Annotated in this window: 24 protein-coding genes; 6 read left to right on the forward strand and 18 right to left on the reverse strand. The window is 55.0% G+C overall.

Annotated elements, in window-relative coordinates:
* Nucleotides 1-72 precede the first annotated feature (72 nt).
* From FKP33_RS04665 to FKP33_RS04710, 10 genes are all read right to left on the reverse strand, one after another.
* The gene (locus tag FKP33_RS04665; protein ID WP_054799092.1) at nt 73-1,116 is read right to left on the reverse strand and encodes a galactitol-1-phosphate 5-dehydrogenase; all 1,044 of its coding nucleotides are present in this window, start codon (nt 1,114-1,116) and stop codon (nt 73-75) included.
* A gap of 5 nt (nt 1,117-1,121) precedes the next feature.
* Nucleotides 1,122-2,615 (reverse strand): xylulokinase, encoded by a 1,494-nt coding sequence (gene xylB / locus FKP33_RS04670; protein WP_141334031.1) that lies wholly within the window; start codon nt 2,613-2,615, stop codon nt 1,122-1,124.
* A gap of 34 nt (nt 2,616-2,649) precedes the next feature.
* Nucleotides 2,650-3,504: a class II fructose-bisphosphate aldolase gene (locus FKP33_RS04675; protein ID WP_141334032.1), complete on the reverse strand. Its 855-nt coding sequence runs from the start codon at nt 3,502-3,504 to the stop codon at nt 2,650-2,652.
* A 29-nt stretch (nt 3,505-3,533) separates the two neighbouring features.
* Entirely contained in the window at nt 3,534-4,472 is a 939-nt protein-coding gene (locus FKP33_RS04680; protein ID WP_054795281.1) for a sugar kinase, read from the reverse strand.
* An 11-nt stretch (nt 4,473-4,483) separates the two neighbouring features.
* Nucleotides 4,484-5,494 carry an alcohol dehydrogenase catalytic domain-containing protein gene (locus FKP33_RS04685; RefSeq protein WP_127605654.1) on the reverse strand — a complete coding sequence of 337 codons (1,011 nt, stop codon included), beginning with the start codon at nt 5,492-5,494 and terminating at the stop codon, nt 4,484-4,486.
* Nucleotides 5,491-6,309: a carbohydrate ABC transporter permease gene (locus FKP33_RS04690; protein WP_054795283.1), complete on the reverse strand. Its 819-nt coding sequence runs from the start codon at nt 6,307-6,309 to the stop codon at nt 5,491-5,493. Before FKP33_RS04690 ends, FKP33_RS04685 begins: the two co-directional genes overlap by 4 nt.
* A gap of 6 nt (nt 6,310-6,315) precedes the next feature.
* Nucleotides 6,316-7,209, reverse strand: a complete 894-nt coding sequence (locus tag FKP33_RS04695; RefSeq protein WP_155614238.1) for a carbohydrate ABC transporter permease — start codon at nt 7,207-7,209, stop codon at nt 6,316-6,318.
* Nucleotides 7,210-7,274: 65 nt separating this feature from the next.
* Nucleotides 7,275-8,594: an ABC transporter substrate-binding protein gene (locus FKP33_RS04700; RefSeq protein WP_127605657.1), complete on the reverse strand. Its 1,320-nt coding sequence runs from the start codon at nt 8,592-8,594 to the stop codon at nt 7,275-7,277.
* Between the two features lie 113 nt (nt 8,595-8,707).
* Nucleotides 8,708-9,655 carry a 1-phosphofructokinase family hexose kinase gene (locus FKP33_RS04705; RefSeq protein ID WP_054795300.1) on the reverse strand — a complete coding sequence of 316 codons (948 nt, stop codon included), beginning with the start codon at nt 9,653-9,655 and terminating at the stop codon, nt 8,708-8,710.
* Nucleotides 9,656-9,978: 323 nt separating this feature from the next.
* Nucleotides 9,979-10,728, reverse strand: coding sequence for a hypothetical protein (locus FKP33_RS04710; RefSeq protein WP_127605661.1), 750 nt, complete (start codon nt 10,726-10,728; stop codon nt 9,979-9,981).
* Between the two features lie 246 nt (nt 10,729-10,974).
* Between FKP33_RS04710 and FKP33_RS04715 the strand changes: the two genes are divergently transcribed.
* The 4 genes from FKP33_RS04715 to FKP33_RS04730 all read left to right on the forward strand — a co-directional run bounded on the left by FKP33_RS04715 (nt 10,975) and on the right by FKP33_RS04730 (nt 13,986).
* Nucleotides 10,975-11,205, forward strand: coding sequence for a hypothetical protein (locus FKP33_RS04715; RefSeq protein ID WP_054799049.1), 231 nt, complete (start codon nt 10,975-10,977; stop codon nt 11,203-11,205).
* Between the two features lie 91 nt (nt 11,206-11,296).
* Nucleotides 11,297-12,280: a zinc-binding dehydrogenase gene (locus tag FKP33_RS04720; protein WP_141334033.1), complete on the forward strand. Its 984-nt coding sequence runs from the start codon at nt 11,297-11,299 to the stop codon at nt 12,278-12,280.
* A 577-nt stretch (nt 12,281-12,857) separates the two neighbouring features.
* Nucleotides 12,858-13,217 carry a response regulator gene (locus FKP33_RS04725; protein WP_127605665.1) on the forward strand — a complete coding sequence of 120 codons (360 nt, stop codon included), beginning with the start codon at nt 12,858-12,860 and terminating at the stop codon, nt 13,215-13,217.
* A complete protein-coding gene (locus FKP33_RS04730) occupies nt 13,192-13,986 on the forward strand; it encodes an SDR family oxidoreductase (protein ID WP_141334034.1) in 795 nt (264 codons plus the stop codon). Before FKP33_RS04725 ends, FKP33_RS04730 begins: the two co-directional genes overlap by 26 nt.
* A 21-nt stretch (nt 13,987-14,007) precedes the next feature.
* Here the strand turns inward: FKP33_RS04730 and tenA are convergent, their stop codons facing one another.
* A complete protein-coding gene (gene tenA / locus FKP33_RS04735) occupies nt 14,008-14,673 on the reverse strand; it encodes a thiaminase II (protein ID WP_141334035.1) in 666 nt (221 codons plus the stop codon).
* A gap of 209 nt (nt 14,674-14,882) precedes the next feature.
* On the opposite strand from tenA, the gene FKP33_RS04740 reads away from it, so the two are divergent.
* A complete protein-coding gene (locus FKP33_RS04740; protein WP_127605668.1) occupies nt 14,883-15,062 on the forward strand; it encodes a hypothetical protein in 180 nt (59 codons plus the stop codon).
* Nucleotides 15,063-15,174: 112 nt separating this feature from the next.
* On the opposite strand, the gene FKP33_RS04745 is transcribed toward FKP33_RS04740, so the two are convergent.
* Nucleotides 15,175-15,978, reverse strand: a complete 804-nt coding sequence (locus FKP33_RS04745; RefSeq protein WP_127605670.1) for an RDD family protein — start codon at nt 15,976-15,978, stop codon at nt 15,175-15,177.
* 71 nt (nt 15,979-16,049) lie between these two features.
* Here FKP33_RS04745 and FKP33_RS04750 point away from each other — a divergent pair, with 71 nt between their 5' ends.
* Nucleotides 16,050-17,075, forward strand: a complete 1,026-nt coding sequence (locus FKP33_RS04750; protein WP_141334036.1) for a stage II sporulation protein M — start codon at nt 16,050-16,052, stop codon at nt 17,073-17,075.
* Nucleotides 17,076-17,098: 23 nt separating this feature from the next.
* Here FKP33_RS04750 and FKP33_RS04755 read toward each other — a convergent pair whose 3' ends face one another.
* The 6 genes from FKP33_RS04755 to FKP33_RS04780 all read right to left on the reverse strand — a co-directional run bounded on the left by FKP33_RS04755 (nt 17,099) and on the right by FKP33_RS04780 (nt 24,146).
* Nucleotides 17,099-18,475: a DUF58 domain-containing protein gene (locus FKP33_RS04755; protein ID WP_258313369.1), complete on the reverse strand. Its 1,377-nt coding sequence runs from the start codon at nt 18,473-18,475 to the stop codon at nt 17,099-17,101.
* Nucleotides 18,426-19,346: an AAA family ATPase gene (locus FKP33_RS04760; RefSeq protein WP_141334038.1), complete on the reverse strand. Its 921-nt coding sequence runs from the start codon at nt 19,344-19,346 to the stop codon at nt 18,426-18,428. The genes FKP33_RS04755 and FKP33_RS04760 overlap by 50 nt, the downstream gene beginning before the upstream one ends.
* A 6-nt stretch (nt 19,347-19,352) precedes the next feature.
* Nucleotides 19,353-20,480 (reverse strand): DUF4350 domain-containing protein, encoded by a 1,128-nt coding sequence (locus FKP33_RS04765; protein ID WP_141334039.1) that lies wholly within the window; start codon nt 20,478-20,480, stop codon nt 19,353-19,355.
* Nucleotides 20,464-21,105 (reverse strand): DUF4129 domain-containing protein, encoded by a 642-nt coding sequence (locus tag FKP33_RS04770; protein ID WP_054798524.1) that lies wholly within the window; start codon nt 21,103-21,105, stop codon nt 20,464-20,466. The genes FKP33_RS04765 and FKP33_RS04770 overlap by 17 nt, the downstream gene beginning before the upstream one ends.
* On the reverse strand, nt 21,098-22,198 hold the full coding sequence (locus FKP33_RS04775) for a DUF7847 domain-containing protein (protein ID WP_054800434.1): 1,101 nt from the start codon (nt 22,196-22,198) through the stop codon (nt 21,098-21,100). Before FKP33_RS04775 ends, FKP33_RS04770 begins: the two co-directional genes overlap by 8 nt.
* A gap of 178 nt (nt 22,199-22,376) precedes the next feature.
* A complete protein-coding gene (locus FKP33_RS04780) occupies nt 22,377-24,146 on the reverse strand; it encodes an ABC transporter ATP-binding protein (RefSeq protein WP_141334067.1) in 1,770 nt (589 codons plus the stop codon).
* Nucleotides 24,147-24,153 lie beyond the last annotated feature (7 nt).

Raw genomic sequence — 24,153 nt, forward strand, 5'->3', positions numbered from 1 at the left:
GATAATTTTGTCCGAGTTGGCAATTCAGAATTCCTGAGAAAGCGGCTTGTCTACAACCTTCATCCCCTTATTTTACGCGTTCAACAGCAAAATTTTACCTTTCACGGTACTCGGATCGCGATATAATTCGAAAGCTTTGCCGATGTCCTCCAGCGGGTACTGTTTAAACACCATATCTTTAAAGTTCAACAATCCACGTTTCAGGAAATGCAGCGTTAATTCCCATTCATCCCCAGGGAACGGAGAGCTGTAGGACATCCAGGAGCCCGTTAACGTAAATTCTTTGCGATTCAACAATTCAAACTGCTTATGCGAGAAGGTCAAATCCCGCACGGGCGTCCCGATAAAGCAAACCTTCGCTTTATTGGCGGCGATCTCGAAGCTTAATCTCATCGTAACGTCGGACCCTGCCGTCTCCATGACAACGCCAAATCCATGATTGCCCGTGATCTGCTTCCATCCCTCTTCGAACCCTGCTTTGGCCGAATTAATCGTATAATCGGCGCCAAGCCTTTTGGCGGTAGCCAGTCTCTCGTCATCGATATCAAAAACGGTAATATCTTTGGCGCCCAACACTCTGGCCCATTGGAGCGTCAGCAATCCGATATTCCCCCCGCCCAGAATGGCGACATGCTCCCCGCCTTGATATTGAATTAACCTTAGCGCGTGCAGAGCTACGGCCGACGGTTCAACAAAGGCGGCTTCCTCGAAGCTTATGCTCTCGTCGAACGTAATCGCGTTTGCTTCCGGAATGACCACATATTCAGCCCAGCTCCCGTTAACCCGGGAACCTACGAAGGAATAATGCTTGCATTGGGCGAAGTTGCCGCTAAGGCAATCATGACATTCGTAACAAGGCTTGAGCGGAACTCCCACGACCCGGTCGCCCGCCTTCACGCGGGTCACTTCGCTTCCGATGCTCTCCACAACGCCGGAAAACTCATGACCGAGCACTATGGGATAGTGATGAGCGGCATCTCCCATTACGCGGGGCAAATCGGAACCGCAAATTCCCGTCGCTTTAACCTTAATCAATATTTCATGCCGTTGTAACGAAGGCGTATCCATTTCCTCTATTCGTATATCGTTCTTCGCATAAAGCACGGCAGCTTTCATGCTCCTCACCATCCCATCTTCGGAAATACATCTCTAAGTTTGATATAGGTCTCCAGGTATACGTCGTACACCTGCCGGTAAACCTCTTGGTTTGTTGGGTTGGGCGTTTGCTCGCGCTGGATGCGGACCGTCTTGCTCACCGCATCCTCACAATCCCGATACACTCCCGTTCCGACACCTGCCAAGATGGCTGCGCCTAACGTGGCGGCGGAATCCGAAGAAGGAATACGGAACGCTTTGCCTGTAATATCCGCTTTAATTTGCGTCCACAGCTCACTGTTCGCGGCCCCGCCGACACTATGCAGCGTATGCACGGGTACGCCGCTTTGCTCGGCCGTCTTTATATTATGCTGCAGGGACAACGCGCACCCTTCCATAATCGCTCGAATCATATGCCCTTTGGTCTTGTCGAAAGACAAGCCGATAAAGACGCCCTTCGCGTCAGGGTCCCAAATCGGCGAACGCTCCCCGGCCATATACGGCAGGAAAACAAGCCCTTCGCTTCCCGGTCTGATCCGGGAAGCTGCTTCGTTGGCATACCGGAAAAAATCGGACTCGGTTCCCCCGAATTCCCGCTTCATCCAGTTCAAGCTGCCGCCTCCGACCGTTCCCCCCTGCAGAATCCACCTGTCTTTAACAACGTGACAGCTTAATATCAGCTTCTCGTTCTTAACCGGACGGTCCATGACAATACTCATGCCCCCGGCCTGGCCCCCCTGCTCCTGCACTTCCCCGGCATAGACCGCTCCGGCTCCCAAGGTTGCACAGGCGGCGTCCAGCCCGCCGGCGACAACAGGCGTTCCGGCGGCAAGACCGGTCTCGGCGGACGCGAACGGGGTCACCGCCCCGACAATATCACTGCAGCCGTAGATGTCGGGAAGCAGTTCGGGTGCTATGCCCATCCGCTCGGCGAGTTCATAGTCCCACGATGCGGTTTCGATATTAAACGCATGTAAGCCGTTGCCTTGCGAGACGTCCTGGGTGTATTCCCCCGACAGCTTGTAAACGATGTAGCTGTTGCACTGCAGCACTTTGCGGGTCTGCTTATAAAGATCCGGCTCCTGCTCGCGCATCCAGACCAATTTGCCGGTCACATACGATGGAGACATCGGGTTCCCCGAAACCGCGAAGAGCCGTTCCTGCCCGATGGTTTGAATTAAATGCTCGCATTGCTTCACGGTTCTGCGGTCGAGCCAAATGAGCGCGTTGCGCAGCGGCCTGCCGTGCTCGTCCATCGGAACGGCCGCGCCGCTTTGACCGTCAACCCCGACACCCTTGATCTGCCGGGGATCGATGCCTGTTTGCTTCAGCATGTCGCGCAAGTTATCGCATACCGCGCTCCACCAGTCCTCCGGATTTTGCTCGGCGTGCCCCGCATGGGGATAGTAGGTTGTATAAGACTTTGTTCCCTGGAACAATACGGTGCCGTCCGCCGCAAACAGGGCCACCTTACAGCCGGAAGTCCCGATATCGATTCCGACCAAATATTGATTCGTCATGATTGACGCCACCTTTCAAACGACCGCCGGCTGCCTAAGCCCGATTCGTGCAACCGCACAGCTTCATCTTCTCAAGAGCCATCTGCTTCACTGTCTTTTTGGCAACAGACATATAGGAACGCGGATCAAGATCGTCCGGATGCTCGGAGAAAAATTTTTGTAAGGACAGCGTAAACGCGTTTTTCAGCTCTGTCGCCACATTCATCTTCGCCATGCCGAGCGATACGCAGCGTTTGACCTGCGCTTCCGGAATGCCGGAACCGCCGTGAAGCACAAGCGGCACCGAAACTCGTTCGGCAATCTCTCCGATTCGCTTGAAGTCGATGTTCGGCTCCCCTTTGTAAATGCCATGAGCGGTGCCGATCGCGGGAGCTAACGTGGTGACTCCCGTCAATTCGACGAATCGCCGGCACTCCTCAGGATCCGCCAACGTTGCCATATCCTCCGACACCTGTATATCATCTTCAACGCCGCCGACTTTGCCGAGCTCCGCTTCTACGTTAACGCCGAGCGCGCGGGCAACCTCAACGACCTTTTTGGTCATCTCCACATTTCTTTCGAACGGATGCATGGATTGATCTATCATAACGGAAGTATAACCGGAACGGATACACTTCAGGATTAATTCAAAGTCTTGGCAGTGATCCAAGTGCAGCGCGATAGGTACGCTGGCCTGCTTCGCCGCCGCCTGGGCTGCGCCGACGATATAGTCGATGCCCAGATGTTTAACGGTGCCAACCGTGGTTTGCAAAATTAACGGCGAACGGGACTCCTCCGCCGCCTCAACGACAGCTTGAAGCATTTCGAGCGTATGCACATTAAAGGCGACAATGCCGTATCCTTGTTTTCTTGCCTCCGTTAATAAAGGCGTCGATGAAACTAATGTCATGGTTAACTCCTACCTTTCATCTCTATCCGCTAAGTCCTGTTCATAAACTCCAGTATCGTTTCCAGATCGCGCGTGCCCTCCATGGGGCCGAGCGCCGTCGTAGACAAAGCGCCTACCGCGTTGGCAAATCGCAGCGTCTCTTTCCAGGTCCAGCCTTGAAGATAGCCATAGACCACACCTGCATTAAAGCAATCTCCCGCTCCGGTAGGGTCCACGCAATGGACGCTAAAACCAGGAACAGCTTCCGATCTCACGCCATTCTGATACAACTCGCATCCATGCTCGCCCATCTTCCGCACAACAAGGCTAATTCCTTGCTCGAACAACCGCTGCGTCCCCTCTTCGACATTCGGACAGCCGGTAAGCCGTTCCACTTCATCGCCGCTTGGAAGCAAAATGTCGGTATGCTGCAAGACAGGGCCGTACCAACCGATCCATTTGCGATCCAAGGCAAGCTCGGGTCTAAGATTCGGATCAAACGTCACGATCCCTCCGCCGCGCTTGACTACACGGACCGCTTCATAGCAAAGTTCCCTGATCGAATCGTTGATGGTCAGGCTGGTGCCGCTGAGGTGCAGCGCCTTCGTCCCCTGCATAAATTGGAGGTCTATGGGCCAAGGGATCTCCACGGCCGCTGAATCGTTCATATGGAACAGAAAGTCCCGCGAGCCGTCGTCGGAATAAGTGACAAACGCCATCCCAGTCGTCTTGGCATCGCTCCGGTACACGTGCGCACACTGAATTCCATCCTTCATCAGCCGATCCGTGAGGCAGCGTCCGAACGCATCCTGCCCGACCGCTCCAATGATTCCACAGCTTAAGCCCAATTTGGCAACGGCGTCGATAAATATAGCCGGCGCGCCGCTCGGATAAGGGCCTGCGAACATCGCTGGCTCCGAAAGCGGAACATTCGTCTCCGTTCGCATGATCTCGACGAGCAGCTCTCCGATTGTATATACGTGCTCCATGAACTCACCTCTTATGGCAGTCTGACGACGCCTTTGATCACGGCTTGATCCCGTTTCCCTTCCAATAGCCCGGTCACATCCTCCAGGGAGAGCTCGGATATAATCGGATCAAGTTCGAATTGCCCGGATTCGATCATGCGGATCGCCCGAACTTGCGTGTCCGGATACGTAAAGGAACCGATGATCCGCAGCTCTTTACGGAACACCTCGAACGGCTCGATCGCAACGGCTTTATTCTCCGGATACGCTGCGAATAACAGGATGTCCCCGCCGCGTTTCGTTGCTTTCATGCATTGCATGAGGACATCGCCGGCGCCGGCGCAATCGACCGTCACGTCCAGATCGATTAATTCCTTGATTTTGTGCTTCTCGTTTACGGGGTCTATCGTTCGGAAGCCAAGCTTCTCCGCCACATTCCGTTTAATCGCCTGCGGCTCGACGAGCGTAACCTCGCTGGCTCCCTGCAGCCGCATCGCCTGCAGCATCAACTGACCGATAAAGCCGCCGCCGAAAACAGCCCCGCGATAGCCCGCCTTGACTTGCAGCCGGTCAAGTCCGTGAAGTACGCACGAAACCGGTTCGGCTAAACAAGCCTTAAGCGGGTCAGTCCCCGGCTTCATCTTGTAAATCAGCTCCTCGGGAACCGCGCAGTACACGGAAAGTCCTCCGTTCACATCAACGCCCAGCGCCGTCATGCCGCTGCATAAATGCGGCACCCCTTCCAAACAAGAAACGCAGTTGCCGCACCACCGGTTCGGATTGACCGAAACAAAGTCTCCGACCGCCGTGTGACGAATGTCTTTGCCGATTTGCTCCACGACCCCTGCGAATTCATGCCCGATGGTAACGGGAAAGGATGCCGGGTAGGTGCCGTGGTAAATATGCCGGTCCGTGCCGCAAATCCCGCAAGCGTAAACTTTCACCAGCACCTCCCGGTCTCCAATATGCGGGCGCTCGACATGCCGATATTCCATGACTCCCGGTTGATGAAGCAGCAGGGCTGCAAACGTTTCTGTGCTCATTTGACGCCTCCCATGGTCATTCCTTGCACCAAATATTTTTGAATGCAGATGCCGAATATGATTACCGGAAGAATAACCATCGTTCCTGCAGCTGCCACCTCACCCCATCGGATTCCCTCAAAGGTGATAAAGCTGGTAATCGCGACCGTCGCCGTCTTGGTCTTGTCACCCGTAAGGATTAACGAGTACAAGAACTCATTCCAGGACATGATGAATGAAAATATACTTGCCGCGGCAATCCCCGGAGCGGACAACGGTATAGTGACTTTAATAAAAGCCATTAACCGGGATACCCCGTCAATTCTTGCCGCGTCCTCCAGGTCAACCGAGATGCTTTCGAAATAACTGCGCATCATCCATAAGATGAACGAAAGGCTGAACGTCATATAAATAAGGACGAGTCCCAAGGTCGTATCCAGCAAATTGAATTGCTTGAACACCAGGTAAAAAGGCAGTATGACCATAATCGGCGGCGCCATTCGGGTAGAAAGCACCCAGAACGCGAAGTCCTCTTTCTTGCGCATCGGGAAACGCACCAGCGCATAGGCAGCCGGAATACCGATCAGCAAACTGAACAACGTGCTCAGGAAACCGACTTTGACGCTGTTGAAGTAATAATGTAAGAAAGAACCGTCTTCCAGCACCTTGGAGTAGTTGGTATACGTAGGTGTGAATATGAACTTGGGCGGCAAGCTGAACGCGTCCACCCGCGTTTTTAAAGACGTCATCACCAGCCACAGGATCGGGAACACAAATGCGGCAATCATCGCCCATAGCAGGATGTTAAAAATAACGTCTTGAACCTTTCTAGGCACGAATGATCACCCCTTTCTAGCTAAATTAATGACAAATTTCGAGATCGTCGTAATGATGAACAGCATCGTTAAACCCAAGGATGCGGCATAACCTACATTCATGAAATTGAAGCCGGTCAAATACCCGAACATATTCAACGTCTCCGTTGCGGTTCCAGGTCCGCCCTTCGTCATCACGTAGATCGTATCGAACCACCGGAACAAATCCATAAACCGGAAGACGAAGGCTATGACCAGATAAGGTTGAATAAGCGGCAGCGTCAAATGCACGAACTTCTGAACGCTGGAAGCGCCATCCACCGTCGCCGCTTCATAGGGCTCATCCGGAAGCGATTGAAGCCCCGCAAGGACGACAAGCGCCACGAACGGCGTCCATTCCCAAACATCTACGGCAATAACCGCCCAGATCGCCGTCTTCTCGCCCGCCAGCCATGCCTGCGGTGCGAATCCGAGCTGCCCTAACGTATAATTAATGATCCCGAATTGAGGGTCAAACATCATCACCCAGATTAACCCGACAACGACGGGAGTCGTGATCGTCGGAAGCAAGAACAGCGTCTTGGCGAGACCGCTGCCGAAAAACTTTCTCGACATGAGGAGTGCAAGCGCGGCCCCCAGAATCATTTCAATGAAGATCGAAGAGAGCATGAAGGTGAACGTGGTAGACAACGACCCCCAAAAGCGGGAATCGTTAAGCATGAACCAATAGTTGCCTACTCCTGTAAAATGCTTATTATAGGGCTCCGATAAGAAGTAATGCTGCGTGCTTGTAAATAAAGCATAGACGGTCGGAAAAACCGTTACAGCCAGCAAAAATATAAAAATGGGGGCCACCAGCAGTTTAGGGGCGGAATCCGTCTCCAGCGAAAATAACAACTTCAGTCTTTTTTTGGATAACATTATGCGGATCGAACCTCCATCATACCGGGCGGCACCTTATCGGAACCGCCCACCCGAATCCTTCATTATTTAAAGTATTGTTCGATATCCTTCTGCGCTGCGTCGAGCGCCTCTTTGGCATTCCGGTTGACCAGCACTTCGCTTACCGCGATGCCCAGACGGTCGCCCATTCTTTTCCATTCCTTGATTCTCGGACGATAATCGGGATTTGCTTTATCCATGCTTTGCACCGTTACGTCAATCCAGCCCGGGTAATTGTACTTGTTGCGGAAGCTCTGGTCTTCCCACACGGATTTCCGGGTGGCGTCGCCGCGCATGCCGTCAATTGCCGTTTTGAGCTGAATCTCCTTGCTGGTCGCCCAGGACATAAATTGGAAGGCGGCCTCTTGATGCTTGGAGCCTTTCGGGATCACAAGACCCGCCGTATAGACGCTCGGAGAGCTGCCGGCCGGACCGCTCGGAACAGGAGCATATCCGATCTTGCCTACAACCTTCGAGTTTTCAGGGCTTTCCAGCCTGGATGCGAAGTTTGTGGCATCGATCGCCATAGCCACGGTGCCCTGCTGAACCGCCAGCTGCACTTGGTCCCAACTGAAGTTGGAGGCGCCCGGAGGGGCAGAATTTTTCAGCAGCTCCGCATAAACCTCGGTTGCCTTAATCGCTTCGGGGCTATTGACGACCGGTTTGCCGTCTACCAGCCATTTGCCGCCGAACGCGTTATAGAATCCGGCCCAAACATAAATGTTCATGCCTTCTCCGCGCATTCCGCGCAGCGCGATCCCGTATTTGCCGTCTTTCGTTAATGCTTTCGCCGTTGTGACAAGCTCGTCAATCGTTCCCGGAGGCTTCGTAATTCCGGCCTTCTCGAACATTTCTTTGTTGTACATCAGCATCGTGCTCTCGCCGTAGAAAGGCAGTCCGTACGTTTTGTTGTCCGTTTTGAAAGCATTAAGAAATCCTTCAAGGAAATCCTTCGATTGCACGGTGGCTTCGTTTTTGGCGATCATGTCATCCAGGGGTGCTACCCAGCCGGCCTTGGCATATTGCGTAGTGAACATCATATCCATCATAACGACGTCATATTGATCGGAATTGGAAGCAAGCGCCAGCTCCGTCTTGGAATGCAGTTCTTCTTGCGGCAAAATATCAAATTTGACCTTAATACCGGTTTGCTTCTCGAAATCGGGCAGCATGGCTTTAATCGCATCTACGGCCGTATGCTGCTGCATGGCAGCGGTAATCGTCACCGCCTGCTTCGCTTCCCCCTCTTTGGCAGCACCGCCGCCTTCACTCTGACCGCCGGCGGAACAAGCGGCAAGCAGTCCGGACATGACCATCATTCCTGATAAAGCAAAGGCTGATTTGCTTTTCCATGTTTTGCTCATTTTTTCATCTTCCCCTTTTAGAAAGTTATTAGGACGATTCCAAACGTTTGGTCCAGCACCGCGTATGTTTTTATCATCACCTCCCACAAGATTAAAATAAGAAACGCGCCAATCTACAAAGGCTTGACCGTTACCTGCCGCAGCATCTCCTGCATGCCGGCTGCATGCACGTGCCCGGCAATCGGATATAAGGCGTTGGAAGCGGCGGCGGCGGTTCCCCATGCAACGGCTTCGATCATGCTGGACGCTGCAGGCTTATCCCCGAGAAGATCGAGAAAGTTGGCTGTCCCCCCCACCAAAGCGTCCCCGCAGCCTACCGTATTCACCGCATCAATAACGGGCGGCAGAACCTGCCATGCCTGATTCTCCGATACGACGAGCGATCCGTCTTTGTCCAGGGAAACGACTACCCATGAGATGCCTTGGGCGATCAGGGTTCTGGCCATATGGATTACGCTTTCGGCACTGTCCGCGCGTTGACCGGTCAATTGGGCCAATTCGTCCCGATTAGGTTTAAGAAGGAAGGGAGCGCTTTCAATTGCTGCACGTAAGCTCTCTCCGCTGGAATCGAGAATCGTGAGCGCCCCCGCCTCCTTCGCAGCCTGGATAAGCTCCGCATAAGCGTGAATCTGAAGACCTCTCGGCAAACTGCCCGAAAAACTGATCACGCTGCTCTTGGCCGCCAAATCCTTCACTTTGACCTTCATCTCTTGCCATTCAACCGCGCTAATCTCAGGGCCGGGCTCTAAAATCTCGGTTTGGGTTCCCAAACTTTGATCGATGATGTTGAATGCTTCCCGGGTTTGACCGGTTACCCAGACGGGATCGCTTGCAATTCCTCTGGCGCGCAATTGCTGATCGACGAATCGCCCCGTGTCTCCGCCGAGGAAACCGGAAGCGGTTACATCGGAACCCAATAAACGCGCAACCTTGGCCACGTTATTGCCTTTCCCTCCAGGCTCGGCGGCAATTTCCGCAACGCGGTTCACGCTGTTTATCCGGAAACGTTCGATATAATGAACTTTGTCTATAGCGGCATTTAAAGTAATGGTTGTAATCATCAAATCATCCCCTATGAAGTCGCTCACTTGAACAATGAAAATATGTTTCGTAATCATATGTTTTTAGTTTCGTTTTGTTTCGATTTAATTCAATGATATTTCGTTTAATTATTTTTGTCAATCCTTACTTTGCAAATTTTACAATTCGAAAACGCAGGTATATGATGCGAGCAAAAAAACTTGATGGCTCCAAGGCTGCCGGCATTCCTTAGACAAAAAAATGCCCCTGTCTGCGTCAGCAGCCCTAAACGGGGCTATTGACAACAGAAGGGGCTTGGGAAGCAGCTCAAGTCCGCGGCAAGAAGCTGTCGCTTTGCCGGATGTTACCTGACGTATTTGTTAAAATCAACGGCAAACTCGACATAATAACTGGTGTTGCTCTTATCGAACACCTTCAGCACAGCCGGCTTGGTGAAATCAATCTCGCTGACAGGAAAGTTCGCCAGTTTGTACCGGCTGTAATACTCATCGACCGATACGTCGGTCGGCTCAATCACTTTGTTTCCTTGTACCAACACGACGGCAAACCCTTTGGCGAATCCTTTATAAAAATTAACATGAAAACCGAGCTTATTGTAATCGATGTACTTTTTCGCCGTCGCTGCATCGATGAGCTTGTCTTCCTTATAGTAGGATAAGCCTGAGGCTGACGCTACCATCTCGTACGGCGGTTCAATGTTGGCCTCGTATACAAGCGGGCTTTCGTATTCGCTCTTCTTGGGCGGCGAATAGGTCACAGGAAGCATAAAGGGCTTGCCGCATTCCAGCAAACAGCTCTTCCCCAGCGCAATCGCCTCTTTGATCTTCGCGTCGTCGATTGCGTATATATACGCCGGCTTGACGGCGGCAGCCGGCGGGGCCGATTGCTGCTGCGGCGCAGCTTGTGTATTCTCCTTATTGGGCGCCTCGGTTTGTGGAGCGTTCGCTATCACGGGTTCTTGTTTCGGAGTCGGGACGGACTGACTTGCGGTTTGCACGGCAGGCGCTTTCTTGGAGTCGGTGACGATAATAAACGCGACAACACCCCATACGCCGAGTACGACCAAAGCGAGAAAAGATAGTACATATTTCATTGCATTGCATCCCCCAAGTTGTTAGTTACGTTACATTATTAGTTCGTAAACCCTATTGACTTTCCTACGAGCTATTATATAGGAGTAACTTAAAAAATCAATATATGCGATATTCATAATTTCATCCGTTTCCATAAAAATCCACGACGATGTATTGATTAATCGTTATGAAAGCGCTACAATAAAAGAAGCATATCTCAAATTTATACTTCATCTTAATCCTCATAAGAAGGGAATTGATTAGCAATGCCCCCACTGAAAACTTATGAAGGTTTTAAAGAAAGGTTCGAAGAGATGCAGGATTTGTCTTTCGATTGCTACCGAACCGATCCTCAGTTGTTTGGCATTATTGATAGCTTAGTCAGGCTCGGCGGTATGCTAACCGAATCAGCTCCGGAAACTTATGTTCGCAGTCAATTGGAAACGGCCTACAACGGCTTGAAGAAGTATAAGGAAGAACGGATGAGCAGCCTTTAGCGCTGCTCTTTTTGTTTGTGTCTCCGGCATTTGCATGCTGAAATACATTTGGTATCATGATAGGGACGACTCATGACGAGGAGAGGTTCGAATGAAAGCCTTACTACTGAAAGCCCCCGGTAAACCGGATACACTAACCGTATCGGAATTACCGGTGCCGGAACCGGGTCCGGGAGAAATTCGGGTGCAGGTTCGCGCAGCAAGCTTGAATCCCATTGATTATAAAGTTTCACTGAACGGGCATCCCGACTGGGTCTACCCTTTCGTGCTCGGCGTGGATGTGGCCGGGGTCGTCGATACCGTCGGTGAAGGCGTCACGCAGTGGTCGCCCGGAGACCGCGTGGTGTATCACGGCAGCTTCGTTAAGCCGGGAGGCTATGCGGAGTACAGCGTCACCAAAGCGCACACGGCTGCTTCCATTCCTGAGGGCATAACGTTCGTGGAAGCCGCAGCTTTTCCTTGTGCGGGATTGACGGCTTATCAAGCACTGCAAAGAAAAATGCGTCTCCAGGCGGGCCAATCCATCCTGGTGCACGCCGGAGCCGGGGGTGTCGGCGGCTATGCGATTCAATTGGCGCGGACGTTCGGCGCTTCCACCATCATCACCACGACTTCCCCTGCCAACTTTGATTATGTGAAGAGCCTCGGAGCGCACTTGGCGATCGATTACAACCATGAGAACGTACGCGAAAGGGTCATGGAGGCGACTAACGGCCTTGGCGTGGATTGTATCCTCAATTCGATCAATCGAAGTACGGCCCAGGAGGATTTATCCATGCTGTCATTCGGAGGACAACTGGCTTGCATCGCCGGCGCTCCGGAAACGGTTGCCGACTTCCAGCCGTCCCACCAAACGTTCACGGTTCACAAAATGATGCTGGGTGGAGCACATGTATCCGGAGATGTCCGAGCCGAGCAAGAGCTTGGCCAAATGGCGGCCGAATTCATGGAGCTGATGACAGCTAAGAAGGTGGAGCCGATGGTAACGGAAGTCATCTCGCTGAAGGATGTGCCGGAGGCGCTGATCCGCTTATCGCAAAGACATGTCAGAGGCAAAATTGTAGCGGAGCTGTAAGCTCAGCCTGCCGGAGAAGGGTGTCCGGGACAAGCGTCCTGAGCCCTTCTTTTTTACTTTAGAAAAGGTTAGGGCGTGATTTTGTTGTTTCTGTTGAAAAAGTTTGCCTTTTGGCTCTCGATCATTAGCCTTGTCATAGGCTTAAACAACTACTGGGGAAATGACGATAAGAACATTCTCCTTATTGGACTTAACCCGTTCTTGAATTCCGTTGCATATACAGAGCCATTGCGACATTGGATATTCGATTATGATAGTGCGAAACTGGCTGCCGACAGTGCAAGTATCCGGGTTCGGTTTCCTGCTTACCTGATCCATGTCAGCTCTTTCTTCTTGGCAGGACTTATCATCGATTTTCTAATCTACCTGTTCAAACGCAAACAAACTTTTAAATAGGTTGGTTAGCACGTTTATTGTTCCATCCGGTCTCCGGAAGATCCCGTCTCACACCTGGGCGCTCTGTTTCCTTAGTCGGGTTCTCCGGTTTACTTTCCTATCATATAATCATTCTATGCCGATCAGCTCCTTCCAATTTTATTATGAAATCTCATATAACGAATGTAGGGGGAATCCAGTAATGGCTGCCATTATGATTGTTGACGACTCAGCGTTCATGCGGCTTATATTGAAAGATATGATACAAAAGTCGGGACACCGGTTGGCCGGGGAAGCGGAGAACGGCTGGACAGCGGTTCAAACTTACCGGGAGGTCGATCCGGATTTAGTCATCATGAACATCATCATGCCGGACTTAAACGGAATCGAGGCTCTCAAAAAAATAAAGAGCATCCATCCTTCTGCAAAAGTCGTGATGTGCTCCGCCATGGGAAATCAATATTATGTCATCGAATCCATTCAGGCGGGAGCGATCGATTTTATTATGAAACCGTTTGATGAGGCCAGAATGATTCATGCCATTCATAAAGCTCTCAGCTAGCAGGCAGGAAAAAATAACTATAGTTATTTTTCAATTGGCAAGCCGGAGTGCTGGAATTGGGGCGGCTATTTGTAAAGCGCTGGCTGGCGAAGGAGCCGATATTTTTTTTACATACTGGGTCGGCTATGATGAACAAATGCCATGGGGCGGCAATTGCGCGGAACAAGAGCAGCTAAGAAAAGAGATTCTCCGGCTTGGCGTTCGCTGCGAACATGCGATGGCCGATCTTGCCGATGTAAGAAGCATCCCTCACATCCTGAATCAGGTGGAGGAAGCTCTCGGAAAGCCGGCCATCCTTATTAATAACGCTTGCTATTCCGTGAACGATAATGCGGATACGATTACAGCAGAATCGTTAGACGCCCACTATGCGATTAACATAAGGGCCGTGACCTTGTTAAGCGTGGAATTTGCAAGAAGGTTTAATCAAGGCACCGGAGGAAGAATCATCAATATGACTTCCGGTCAATCTCTCGGCCCTATGGTCGGCGAGCTTTCGTATGCCGCGACGAAAGGGGCTATAGACGCTTTGACCCGAACTTTGGCAGCAGAGATCGGGTCAAAAGGCATTACGGTAAATGCCGTTAATCCCGGGCCGACCGATACGGGCTGGATGACGCCGGAAGTGCGGCGGGAGCTCGCCGGCCGTTCCCCTTTGGGCCGAGTAGGCCTGCCTCAAGACGCGGCGCGCCTCATCGCTTTTCTGGCGACGGAAGACGCCGGGTGGATGACCGGTCAAATCTTCCATTCCGATGGTGGATTTCAATGAGATAAAGAGAATGGCATAACCCTACGGCCACATCTGCCCGTGGTACGACATGTCCCAGAACATGTACTCGAACCGGGTCGTGTTCAAGAAGATCGTCTCCAGCTTCGCCAGCTCGGCTTCGGTCTTCCCGGCCGCGAGCGTATCGAGCAGGTCGATGCACCAGCCCGCCAATTCGCCATACTCCGGCGAGCTGTACATCCGGATCCATTCGCCGTACAGCTCATGTTCGGCCGCGCCGGGTATGGCGTTCAGTTCTTTGCCGATCTCCCAATACCCCCACATGCACGGCAGCAAGGCTGCCACCAACTCCGCGAGCGAACCGTTCTGCGCCTCATGCAGCATGTAATGCGTATACGCGAGCGTAATCGGCGAAGGCTCCGCCTCCTCCAGCTCGTCTTCCGAAATGCCGAAGCGAGCGGCGTAACTGCGGTGCAGCGCCATCTCATCGTGCAAGGTTGCATGCAGGAGCGCCGCAAACTTGCCCATCGTCCCGAGGTCTGCCGCTTTCACGGCGCCCAGCGCGAACAGCTTCGAGTACTCGATCAAATACAAGTAATCTTGAATCATATAAAACCTGAACTTCTCTTTCGCCAGCGTCCCGTTCCCCAGCTCTTGAACGAACGGATGATCGTGGTTTTGACGCCAAATCGGCCTCAGCTTTTGCTGCAAACGCTCTGAAAATTTCATGGCTAATCCCCTCCTGGACTTCCGGCACCGGCTTGTTGGTTGGATTGACATACAAAAAACCACTCTCCGCCGTGAAAGTGGTTGAACATGTCACCCTATATTGTAACATATCGATCGGGAAGAAGAAAATTTTATCAAACGATGTCAAACTCGATCCTGGCTGCATATATATAGGAGGGTTCATTTTTAATGATGAAGGAGCTGGCATTGTGGTAGAAACAACGGCAAGAGATGTACGTGAGGAAAAGGAATACGCAGAACGTGTATTGGATGACATGGGCTTGAATCAGATTGCCAACTGGCTGCGTGTGCTGCCCGAGGACCGATGGGAGGAATTGTTCGTCTTCTACTGGCCGACGCTGGCCAGGAAATGCGGCATCCGGACCTAATATCTTCTACATAAACACGCTCGTTTGCGCCGTCCGGCGCCTGCGGCTTGCCGGGCTTCCTCCGCAGAAGATGCGTCCGGCAAAGCCGCTTTTTTGTGTCGCCTGGCTGCCGCTAAAGCGTCCATTCGCCCGCAAGCAGTACGTAAAGCTCCATCAAGAACGCCTCCGCCGATACGAAACGGAGTTCGGCTTCGAGCTCCAGCTTGGCGGCCAGCCGCCCGGCGATCTCCGCGGCCAGAGCGTCGCGCTTGATTCGCGTCAGCGACGGAATCCGTTCCACGTAGGCGGACAGCAGCAGCCAGTCTTCGCGCTCCACCCGTCTGCGCTGCAGCTCCGTTAACGAAAGGTTGGGACGACCGGCCATCTCACGCTGATTCAGCCATTTCTCCGTTTGGCGGCGTCGATGCAGCTGTTCCCGGCGCGTGTCGCGCACAACGAGCGTGCCGGCGGCGAGATCGCCCAGCCTTTTATCCATCGGATGGAAAAAGATCCACAGCCCCCCCAGAAAATATAACCAAGGCAAGAAATCGATAAGCCGGAAAAAATTGCGGATGATCGCGGACAAGAAGGTGACCGGTTGGCCGTTCTCTTGAATGACGCGCAACCCCAACTGCTTCTTGCCTACTGTCTGGCCGTTCATATAATACTCGGCTAACACGAAGTACCCGCCGCTCAGCACCGAACTGAACACGATGATAAAGGCGAGTGCATATTCGCCCGGCATATCGTTCACGCCGATGCCCATGACCATGAGCGCCAGCCCGATCAGCAGGCACACCGCGCCGAATACGAGCATCAACAGCAGCACGTCGATCAGTTGTGCGGCCGTGCGGCTGCCGAGTCCGGCTGTACGGAATTGCAGCCGCACGTGCTCCGGCGTGACAACCGTCGCTTCCCGGTTATAGCTATCGTTCATTTCCCCACTCTCCTTCTTCTATTCATTGTGGTAGTATGAACTTATCGTTTTGAAGGAGGATGCTCCGTCTTATGGATATTCAGTACTTTATTCGTGAGCATAAGCCCGTTTGGTCCGAATTGGAACAGCTGCTCGAGCCGTTCGAGCGAAGCAAGCGGACGGTGCAGGCGATGCAGATCGATCGTTTGACACTGCTTTACAAAACCGCCTCGGCGCATCTGGCGTTCGCACAAACGTACTACCCGGGCGACGAAATCGTCCCCTTCCTGAATCAGCTCGTTTCGCGCGCGCATCAGGCGCTCTTTGCCGGGCAGCGCCAGCCGGCCGGCCGGCTGGCCGACTTTTTTAAAAGCCAGTTTATCGGCTTCGTGCTGGAGCGCAGACGGTTCATCGCCGCAGCCCTCCTGCTGTTCATCATCGGCGGACTTTCCGGCTTTCTCGCCGTTTGGTCCGATCCGTTGAATTTGTACACGGTAATTCCCGCTCAAATCGCGGAAAGCATCAATCCGCATCAAGTCGGACGGGGCCACGACGATCTCCAGAGCGCGGTCATGTCCTCGACGATCATGACCAACAACATCCGCGTCGCCGTGCTGGCGTTTGTCAGCGGTATTACGTTCGGCCTATTAACCGTCTACTTGCTGCTCTACAACGGCCTCTTGATCGGCGCCTTAACCGCCGTGTTTTGGCAGTCCGGCAACAGCTATAGGTTCTGGGCCTACATCCTGCCACACGGCATCATTGAGCTGGCCGCTATTTTTATCGCCGGGGGCGCCGGTTTGTATATGGGCTACCGGATGATTAACCCGGGACCGTATACGCGTAAATATATGTTCCTGCGCTCCGTAAAAGAATCGGCGCTGCTGCTCGTCGGTACGATCCCGCTGTTCGTCATCGCCGGTATCATCGAAGGGTACATCACCCCGTCCGGACTTTCGCTCGAAGCGAAGTACGCCTTCGCCGGGTTAACGCTGCTTGCGCTGGCCGTGTACGTCCTCTACGGCATCGCGAACGGGCGCAAGCTGCTGTTGGACGAAACTTCGCACGGACTTCACGCGCCGGACGTACAGCCGGAGCCGAAGCGCTCACCCGTCTAATTCGGCCGACGGTTTCGAGGCGCCTACAGCCTGTCGCCGGACTTCACGTCCAAGTACCGGTTGACGGCCGTCCAAGCGAGCTCGCCAACCGGGACGTCGACCACATCGATGCCCCCGGACGCCATCTCAGCCGCGTACGCTTGACGCTCCAACGTCATCTTGTGCGCCAAGCTTTTGACGAAAGCTTCGCGTTTGCCGCCCGTCTCCATGATCGTCCAACGGTGCAGCGCCTCGTCCCGAAGCCCGAGCAGCAGCAGGAGGTGCTGCTTTTGCATGCGCAGCAGCAGCGGACGGAGCTGGTCCTCGTACATATAATTGTCCATGTCGGAGAACAGCACGGTCAAGCTGCGCTTCTTCTGCACACGCATCAGATGATGCAGGGCGGAGGCGTAGCTGGACTCCACAAAATCGCTTTGCAGGTGGAAGAGCGCTTCCGTAATCGCCTGCAGATGGCCGGTACCCGTGCCGGGCGGCACGTAAGCTTTAACCCGGTTCGAGAAAGCCATCACCGCGACTTTATCCCCCTGCTTCAAGGCCACGGCCGCCAGCGACAGCGCCGCTTCGAGCGTCGCATCAAGCTTCGCGCGTCCGTCCAGTTCTACGCCCATCATGCGCCCGCAATCCAGCATAATCGTGACGACCTTCCCGCGCTCGGGCCGAAACACGTTCGTCATCAGGGCCCGGGACCGGGCCGACGCCCGCCAGTTGATCAGGCGCGTGTCATCGCCCTCCACATACTCGCGAATCATGTGAAACTCCGACCCGGCACGTTCCTTGCGGAACACCCGTTTCCCCTCCAAAATCAATTGATGCTGCACGGAAGCCAATATACCGCGAGCACCCGACATGTCCGGATAAATGCGAATGTCCTGCGCAACCGGCGCAACCAGCTGTTTCGCCCAAAGTCCAAGCGACCCGCGAATACGCAATCGGGCAAACCGGAACTTGTGAATCCCGCGCTCGCGTCCGCAAGTCGTATACAGGATCTCGGCCGATCTCCCCTGCCAGTCGGCAGCAAGCGATTCGACCGGCACGGCAAGGAACGACTGCGGCACATCGTCGGCAAGCTCAAGCCGCAGCGAAACCGGCCGGTCCGTCTCGACGCGCACCGCAACTTCGAAAGGCGCGTCCCGGTCCGCATGGCTCGGCAGATCGCGGCTCACCCGAACATGCCTTCTGCGCGGAAGCAGCGACAGGTCCAGCACGGATGCGCCGAGCAGCGCGCCGTTGACGAGCAAGAAGGCCGCTGCGCCCGCGCCGAGCGCATACCCGGCAGCGATCAACGCCGCGCCGCTGGCGGCGGCGGCCGCCATGCGGGGCGTCGGTACGATCATGCGCCGCTGTATCGCATCAGCGAGGGACCGGAATCGAGGCCAACGTTTCCTGGATGAAGTGGTCACTCGTCTCTCCCTCCAATTCAATCTGCGGCGTCAGCAGCAGCCGGTGCCGGAGCGCCGGTCCGGCTACCGTCTTGATGTCGTCCGGCGTCACATAGCGGCGGCCGTCGAGCAGCGCCCATGCCCGCGAGGCCATCAGCATCGCAATCCCAGCACGGGGACTTGCGCCAAGCAGCAGCCTTTTATCCTCCCGCGTCTTGCGGATCAGGGCGGCGATGTAGCCGATCAGCGCGTTCTGAACCACGACATGCGGCAGTTCAGCCCGCAGCGCCTTGAACTCGTCGAGCGACAACACCGCCTCTTGCGGCTGTTCCTGCACTGCGTAGAACGGCTTGTGGCCTTTCAATATGTTCAATTCCGCCTCCAGCGACGGATACGACACCGTTAATTTGAACAAAAACCGGTCGAGCTGCGCCTCCGGCAGCGGATACGTGCCTTCGTACTCCACCGGATTTTGCGTGGCGACGACAAAAAAAGGATCGGGCAGCGGATAGGTCGTGCCTTGAATCGTCACCTGCCGTTCCTCCATCGCCTCCAGCAGCGCCGCTTGCGTCTTGGGCGGCGTACGGTTGATTTCGTCGGCCAGCAGCAAATTCGTAAATACCGGCCCCCGTATCGTCTGAAACTCGTTGTCCCTCATATTAAAGATTGCGCTGCCGGTCATATCGCCCGGCATCATATCCGGCGTAAATTGAACCCGGCTGAACGACCCCTCCGTCAAATCGGCGAGCGTGCGCACCATCTTCGTTTTCCCAAGCCCCGGAACCCCTTCCAGGAGTACGTGGCCTCCGGCCAAAAAAGCGGTCAGCAGCAGGCGGATATTCGTCTGCTGTCCGATCACGATTCGTTCCATTTGCTGCAGCAGCTGTTGCATCGAACTTCACTCCTTCTCCAGATTGCGGATGACTTCATCGGCCTTCCGGCTGTCCATCTCCAACTGCTTCGGCGTATACGACACGGCTTCCTCCGCCGCCCTCCAGCAAGCGAGCAGCGCCGCGAGCCGGTCCACCGCAGCCTTATCCCAGTGACGCTTGGCTGCGGCCAGCACCTGGGCGTCGGATGCGTCGGTGCGAACGCCGAATCTGGCGCGCAGCCGGCTGCGCACGTACCGCTCCTGATGCGCCAGCGCTTCACGGGTCAGCCTGCCCCGCTCGTACCAGCCTGCCGCGGCCAGCAGCGTTTCGTCGCCGCGCCGCACCGTCCATGCGCGCGGCGTGAAGGCAGGTCCGAAGCGGACCGCTTTCCGCCACAGCCATAGCAAGACGGCAAGCAGCAGCTGCAGCAGCACGGCGAGCAGCCAGTCGGGGTACACGGCAAGCAGCCCCGGTTTGTCCTGCAGGCCGTGGTGGTATTCGTCAACCCAGAGCGCGCCGCTCGGCCGGTTCAAATACGGCCACAGCAGCTCGAAGTGCGAATGCTCAAGCACATGCTCGTTCATGGTCCATTCCGGCACGACGAACAGGCTCAGGCTGCCTTCGCCGACGGCGAGATGGCCGCCGATCACCCCGCGCGCATCGCGAAGCACCGGCTCCATGCCGCTCGATGCGTCCAGCCGGTAAGCGGACGCGACGCTGCCGGTGAACCCCGTCTCGGCCGGACGGCGCAGATCGGTTACCGGGACGACGCCGGGGTCCGGTTCGTCCAGTGCCGCTGCGGGAAACGTCGTCCAGCCCTCAGGAGAACTGTCGAACACCAGCAGCTCGTTGCCCCGCTCCACCCAGCCCACGATTTCTTCCCGCTCCCGCTCCGTCAAGCTGTAAGGCTGAAGGAGCACCAGCGTTTGTCCGGAGGCCTTCGGCAAGAACCGCCAAGGCTTCTGCCATCGTTTAACCGGGACGTTCTTCTCTTCCAACAACGTATATAACGCTTTCGTTCCGTCGCGATCCGCCGAAACCGACACATAGGCCGGCAGATCCGGCAAATCGGGCCGGACAAGCAGCCAGCCGATGCCGAGAAACGCGGCGACGCTAAGGACGAGAGCAATCGGCGTCTTATTTCGTTTCAGCATGACCCGCCCCTTCCCGGACAAGCGAAGCCAGCAGCTCCGTCATCCGCTCGTAATCGCGCGCCTCTGCTTCTCCGCGTCCGTAATACACATGCTCGAACAGCCGGGCCGCTTCGATAAAGGACCGGGCGGCGGCAGGCTCGCGGTCGTGCAGCTCCTCCGCATATTCGCGGTTCGTCTTCCACGTCTGGGCCCGTACCCAGTCCCGTTCATTCATGAGCAGCAGCAGCGCCAGGAACGCGTGCCGCACCGCTTCGGGGTAATCCCCGGCGGCGGCGAACCGCTGCGCTTCCTCGGCCAGCCTTGCGGAAGACCGGTCCAGCTCGACTGCGCTGCGGAAAACAATCCGGCGCCGGCTGCGCCGCTCGAGAATCAGAAGGCGCATCATCCACAGGATGGCGGCGGCCAGCGCGGCCAGCAGGAAGCCCAACAGGAGGTACGCGACCACATTCGGCGTTCCCGGCGCTATATCCAGCTCCGGGAACAGGTCGGCAATCTTCTCCAGCTTCTCCTGCAGCCATTCGAAGATCGGGTTGCCGCTGCGTTCCCGCATATAGGCGGTATATTCGTCGCGGTTTAGAATCTCCTGCAGCTTCTCTTTATCCGTCTGGACTTCGGCTTTATTCATCGGTCTTTTTCGTCTCGGTCATTTTCGTCTCCACGGCGCTCCAGTCGGTCGGGCCCTCGTCCTCCGGACGATCATCACCTGCATTGCCCGGCATCGCCGCATCCGGGTCCTTATGCCCGTTCACGTTCGGCAGGCTGCGGGCAAGCATCTGTTCCAAATCGGTGCCCTCGCTGCGCAAGCGCAGATCGAAATAAATGACCGCATACGGGATCATGTAGAACGGCGTGATGAGCAGAGACAACAGGACGTAGATCAGCTGGCCGAGCAGCGACATTTTGAACACCGACACAAGAAGCGCATAGATGCCGAGCAGAAATACGGTATAAATGACCGTCAACACCAAATAAATGGCGAATATACGCCAAAAGCTGCCCCTCGTCAGCCTCCAGCTGCGGCGCAGCGCCTGTCTCTCCTTCTCCACGGCGACAACCGGCAAATAAAAGCCGAATCGCACGACGAAGTAGCTGACAACGGCCAGCACGGCGAAAAGCGCAAGCAAATAGAGAATGACGATCAGCGCCACAAACGCGATGCCGCCGCCTAACGGATCGGCGCCCATCCTCGTAAAGGCTGCTCCGAAACCCGTGCCGACGATGGCCAGCACCCCGAACACAGCGACAAACACGATAATTAGGCCGATATAGATCCCGGTTACAATCAAGCCGAACAAAAACGTATTGCCGACCATCCGCCAATAGGGCGTGAACGATTGGCGGAGCAGGTCTCCGAAACGAATGCTCTCGCCTTTGCCTGCCGCGTTCACCAAGTGCAGCTGCGCAGCCACCGACGACGGAAAGAACGCCAGTATATACAGCGGCATGAGCAGGGCAAGCCCGGCAAGCCCGCCCGACATTTCCGCCTGTCCGCTCCTGTTGCCATTCAAGAAAAGATCGAATGAACCGGAAATCGAATGCTCGCTTTGCGGGAGGAACGAAACGCCGCTCATGTCGTACAACAGCACGTTTTGCACGAAATAAAACGGTCCGAAGAACAATAACGCAAGAAGATATGTCATGGTGAAATGTTTGCGGTACAGCTGAAAGCTTCTGTCCAAAATCGTCCCGACGCCCATCGGCTTGTTGAATAATTCCATCCTGGCATCCTCCCGCTTACATATTCGCCATAATTATACACGAAGGCAGCAGCCGTGGCACCAAAAATTACAGCCGCCGCAACAAACAGAAAGCCGGCTTTCCCCGGGAAGCACCGGGCAAAAGCCGACTTCTTTGTTCGTGTAATGGGCGCCAAGCTCTGAAAGCAGCGCGCTTGCCTTACCCCGCGCTCTGCGAGTGCAAATACAGCTGCTCGTAGTAGCCGTGCAGCTCGAGCAGCCCGCGGTGGTCGCCTTCCTCGACAACTTCGCCTTGGCGCATGACGAGGATGCGGTCCGCCTGCATGATCGTGGACAGCCGGTGCGCAATGACAAGCGTCGTCCGGCCTTGCGAGACGACGTGCAGCGCGGACTGGATGAGCTGCTCCGTATGCGAGTCCAGATTGGCCGTCGCTTCGTCGAGAATCAAAATTTTCGGCTGGAACACGAGGATGCGCGCGAACGAAATCAACTGGCGCTCGCCCGCGGACAGCCCGCTGCCCCGTTCCGACAACCGCGTGTCGTAGCCGTCCTTCATGCGGCGGATGATCGCATCCGCTCCGACAAAGCGACAAGCGTCGATGACGGCCTCGCGCGAGATCGATTCATCGAACAGGCGGACGTTGTCGATGATGCTGCCCGAGTACAAATACGGCTCCTGCTGCACAAGTCCGATCATCCGGTGCAGCGTCGCCTGCGGGATATCGCGAATGTCCGTACCGTCAATCTTCACGCTGCCCCGGGTCACGTCGTAAAACCGGCACAGCAAGCCGATCAGCGAGCTTTTGCCCGCGCCGGTCGTACCGACAATACCGATCATTTCGCCCGGCTGGATATGTAAATCGACATTGCGTAAGACCGGGACGCCTTCCTGATAAGCAAAGTGCACATGGTTAAAGTCAATCCTCCCGCGCACCGAACCCAGATCGATGCGGGCAGGCTTCGCCGCATCCCTCACCTCCGGCCGTTCCGAGAAAATATGCCAGATCCGGTTCACCGACACCGTAGCCGATTGCAGCGTGTTCCACTGCTGCGTAATCGTGTTGATCGGCTGGAAAAACAGGCGGATGTACGTGATGAACGCATACAACACGCCGAATTCGATACTTTTGTCGAATACGGCGATGCCGCCGAGCCACGTGACGAACGCGACCGACAAGTTGCCGAGCATATCGAACGAGCGGTTAAACAGGACGCTCGTGCGGATCTCGCGCAAATTCGAGCGATAGTAGCTGCGGTTTTTATCGGTAAACTGCCCCTGCTGCTCCTGTTCCTGATGGAACGCTTGAATGACATTCATCCCGGCCAAATTCTCGGCGACGAACGCCACCATACGCGATAAATTCGTCCGCGCCATCTGGTACGTCTTGCGCATATACGAGCGGAAAGAGACGGCAATCAGCGCGATCACCGGCAGCAGAATCAAGCAGTACAAGGTCAGCTCCACGTCCAGCTGAAACATCATCACGATGATAAACACCAGCGTCATCCCGTCGCGCACCAGACTTAAGAGCACTTGATTAAAAAATTGGTTCAACGTCTCGGTGTCGCTCGACACGTGCGTGATCAAGCTCCCGCTCGGCATCCGGTCGAAGTAGGACATCGACAGCTTCGAGATGTGCTCGAACAGCTCCTTGCGGATTGTCGCGACGATGCTCTGTCCGGCGTGCTGGAGCAAATTGTTCTGCAAGTACGTGAACAGCAAGCTCGTCAACGACAATCCCAAATAGACGGCGCTGATCATCACCAGCGTCCCGTAATTCGTATCCCCGATCATGAGATGATCGTCGATCGCGATTTTAACCAAGAACGGCTGGAGCAAGTCGGCGGCGATCGCCAGCAGCACACAGACGACCATCAAGCCGAACGTCAACCGGTGCGGCTTCGCGTAGCCGAGCAAGATACGAAACGCCGACTTATACTGCGTCGGCGTCTCCGGAGCGCCGTCCATGGTCGAA

The sequence above is a fragment of the Paenibacillus sp. tmac-D7 genome, assembly GCF_006519665.1.
GTDB classification, from domain to species: domain Bacteria; phylum Bacillota; class Bacilli; order Paenibacillales; family NBRC-103111; genus Paenibacillus_G; species Paenibacillus_G validus.

What these genes read in the sequence shown, in the direction of transcription:
- FKP33_RS04680 (WP_054795281.1), bottom strand. Translation starts at nt 4,472, where the DNA reads ATGGAGCACGTATATACAATCGGAGAGCTGCTCGTCGAGATCATGCGA.
- FKP33_RS04780 (WP_141334067.1), bottom strand. Translation starts at nt 24,146, where the DNA reads ATGGACGGCGCTCCGGAGACGCCGACGCAGTATAAGTCGGCGTTTCGT.
- FKP33_RS04775 (WP_054800434.1), bottom strand. Translation starts at nt 22,198, where the DNA reads ATGGAATTATTCAACAAGCCGATGGGCGTCGGGACGATTTTGGACAGA.
- FKP33_RS04715 (WP_054799049.1), top strand. Translation starts at nt 10,975, where the DNA reads ATGCCCCCACTGAAAACTTATGAAGGTTTTAAAGAAAGGTTCGAAGAG.
- FKP33_RS04770 (WP_054798524.1), bottom strand. Translation starts at nt 21,105, where the DNA reads ATGAATAAAGCCGAAGTCCAGACGGATAAAGAGAAGCTGCAGGAGATT.
- FKP33_RS04705 (WP_054795300.1), bottom strand. Translation starts at nt 9,655, where the DNA reads ATGATTACAACCATTACTTTAAATGCCGCTATAGACAAAGTTCATTAT.
- FKP33_RS04730 (WP_141334034.1), top strand. Translation starts at nt 13,192, where the DNA reads ATGCCATTCATAAAGCTCTCAGCTAGCAGGCAGGAAAAAATAACTATA.
- FKP33_RS04665 (WP_054799092.1), bottom strand. Translation starts at nt 1,116, where the DNA reads ATGAAAGCTGCCGTGCTTTATGCGAAGAACGATATACGAATAGAGGAA.
- FKP33_RS04725 (WP_127605665.1), top strand. Translation starts at nt 12,858, where the DNA reads ATGGCTGCCATTATGATTGTTGACGACTCAGCGTTCATGCGGCTTATA.
- FKP33_RS04720 (WP_141334033.1), top strand. Translation starts at nt 11,297, where the DNA reads ATGAAAGCCTTACTACTGAAAGCCCCCGGTAAACCGGATACACTAACC.
- FKP33_RS04685 (WP_127605654.1), bottom strand. Translation starts at nt 5,494, where the DNA reads ATGAGCACAGAAACGTTTGCAGCCCTGCTGCTTCATCAACCGGGAGTC.
- FKP33_RS04695 (WP_155614238.1), bottom strand. Translation starts at nt 7,209, where the DNA reads ATGTTATCCAAAAAAAGACTGAAGTTGTTATTTTCGCTGGAGACGGAT.
- FKP33_RS04750 (WP_141334036.1), top strand. Translation starts at nt 16,050, where the DNA reads ATGGATATTCAGTACTTTATTCGTGAGCATAAGCCCGTTTGGTCCGAA.
- tenA (WP_141334035.1), bottom strand. Translation starts at nt 14,673, where the DNA reads ATGAAATTTTCAGAGCGTTTGCAGCAAAAGCTGAGGCCGATTTGGCGT.
- FKP33_RS04710 (WP_127605661.1), bottom strand. Translation starts at nt 10,728, where the DNA reads ATGAAATATGTACTATCTTTTCTCGCTTTGGTCGTACTCGGCGTATGG.
- xylB (WP_141334031.1), bottom strand. Translation starts at nt 2,615, where the DNA reads ATGACGAATCAATATTTGGTCGGAATCGATATCGGGACTTCCGGCTGT.
- FKP33_RS04675 (WP_141334032.1), bottom strand. Translation starts at nt 3,504, where the DNA reads ATGACATTAGTTTCATCGACGCCTTTATTAACGGAGGCAAGAAAACAA.
- FKP33_RS04745 (WP_127605670.1), bottom strand. Translation starts at nt 15,978, where the DNA reads ATGAACGATAGCTATAACCGGGAAGCGACGGTTGTCACGCCGGAGCAC.
- FKP33_RS04760 (WP_141334038.1), bottom strand. Translation starts at nt 19,346, where the DNA reads ATGCAACAGCTGCTGCAGCAAATGGAACGAATCGTGATCGGACAGCAG.
- FKP33_RS04765 (WP_141334039.1), bottom strand. Translation starts at nt 20,480, where the DNA reads ATGCTGAAACGAAATAAGACGCCGATTGCTCTCGTCCTTAGCGTCGCC.
- FKP33_RS04700 (WP_127605657.1), bottom strand. Translation starts at nt 8,594, where the DNA reads ATGAGCAAAACATGGAAAAGCAAATCAGCCTTTGCTTTATCAGGAATG.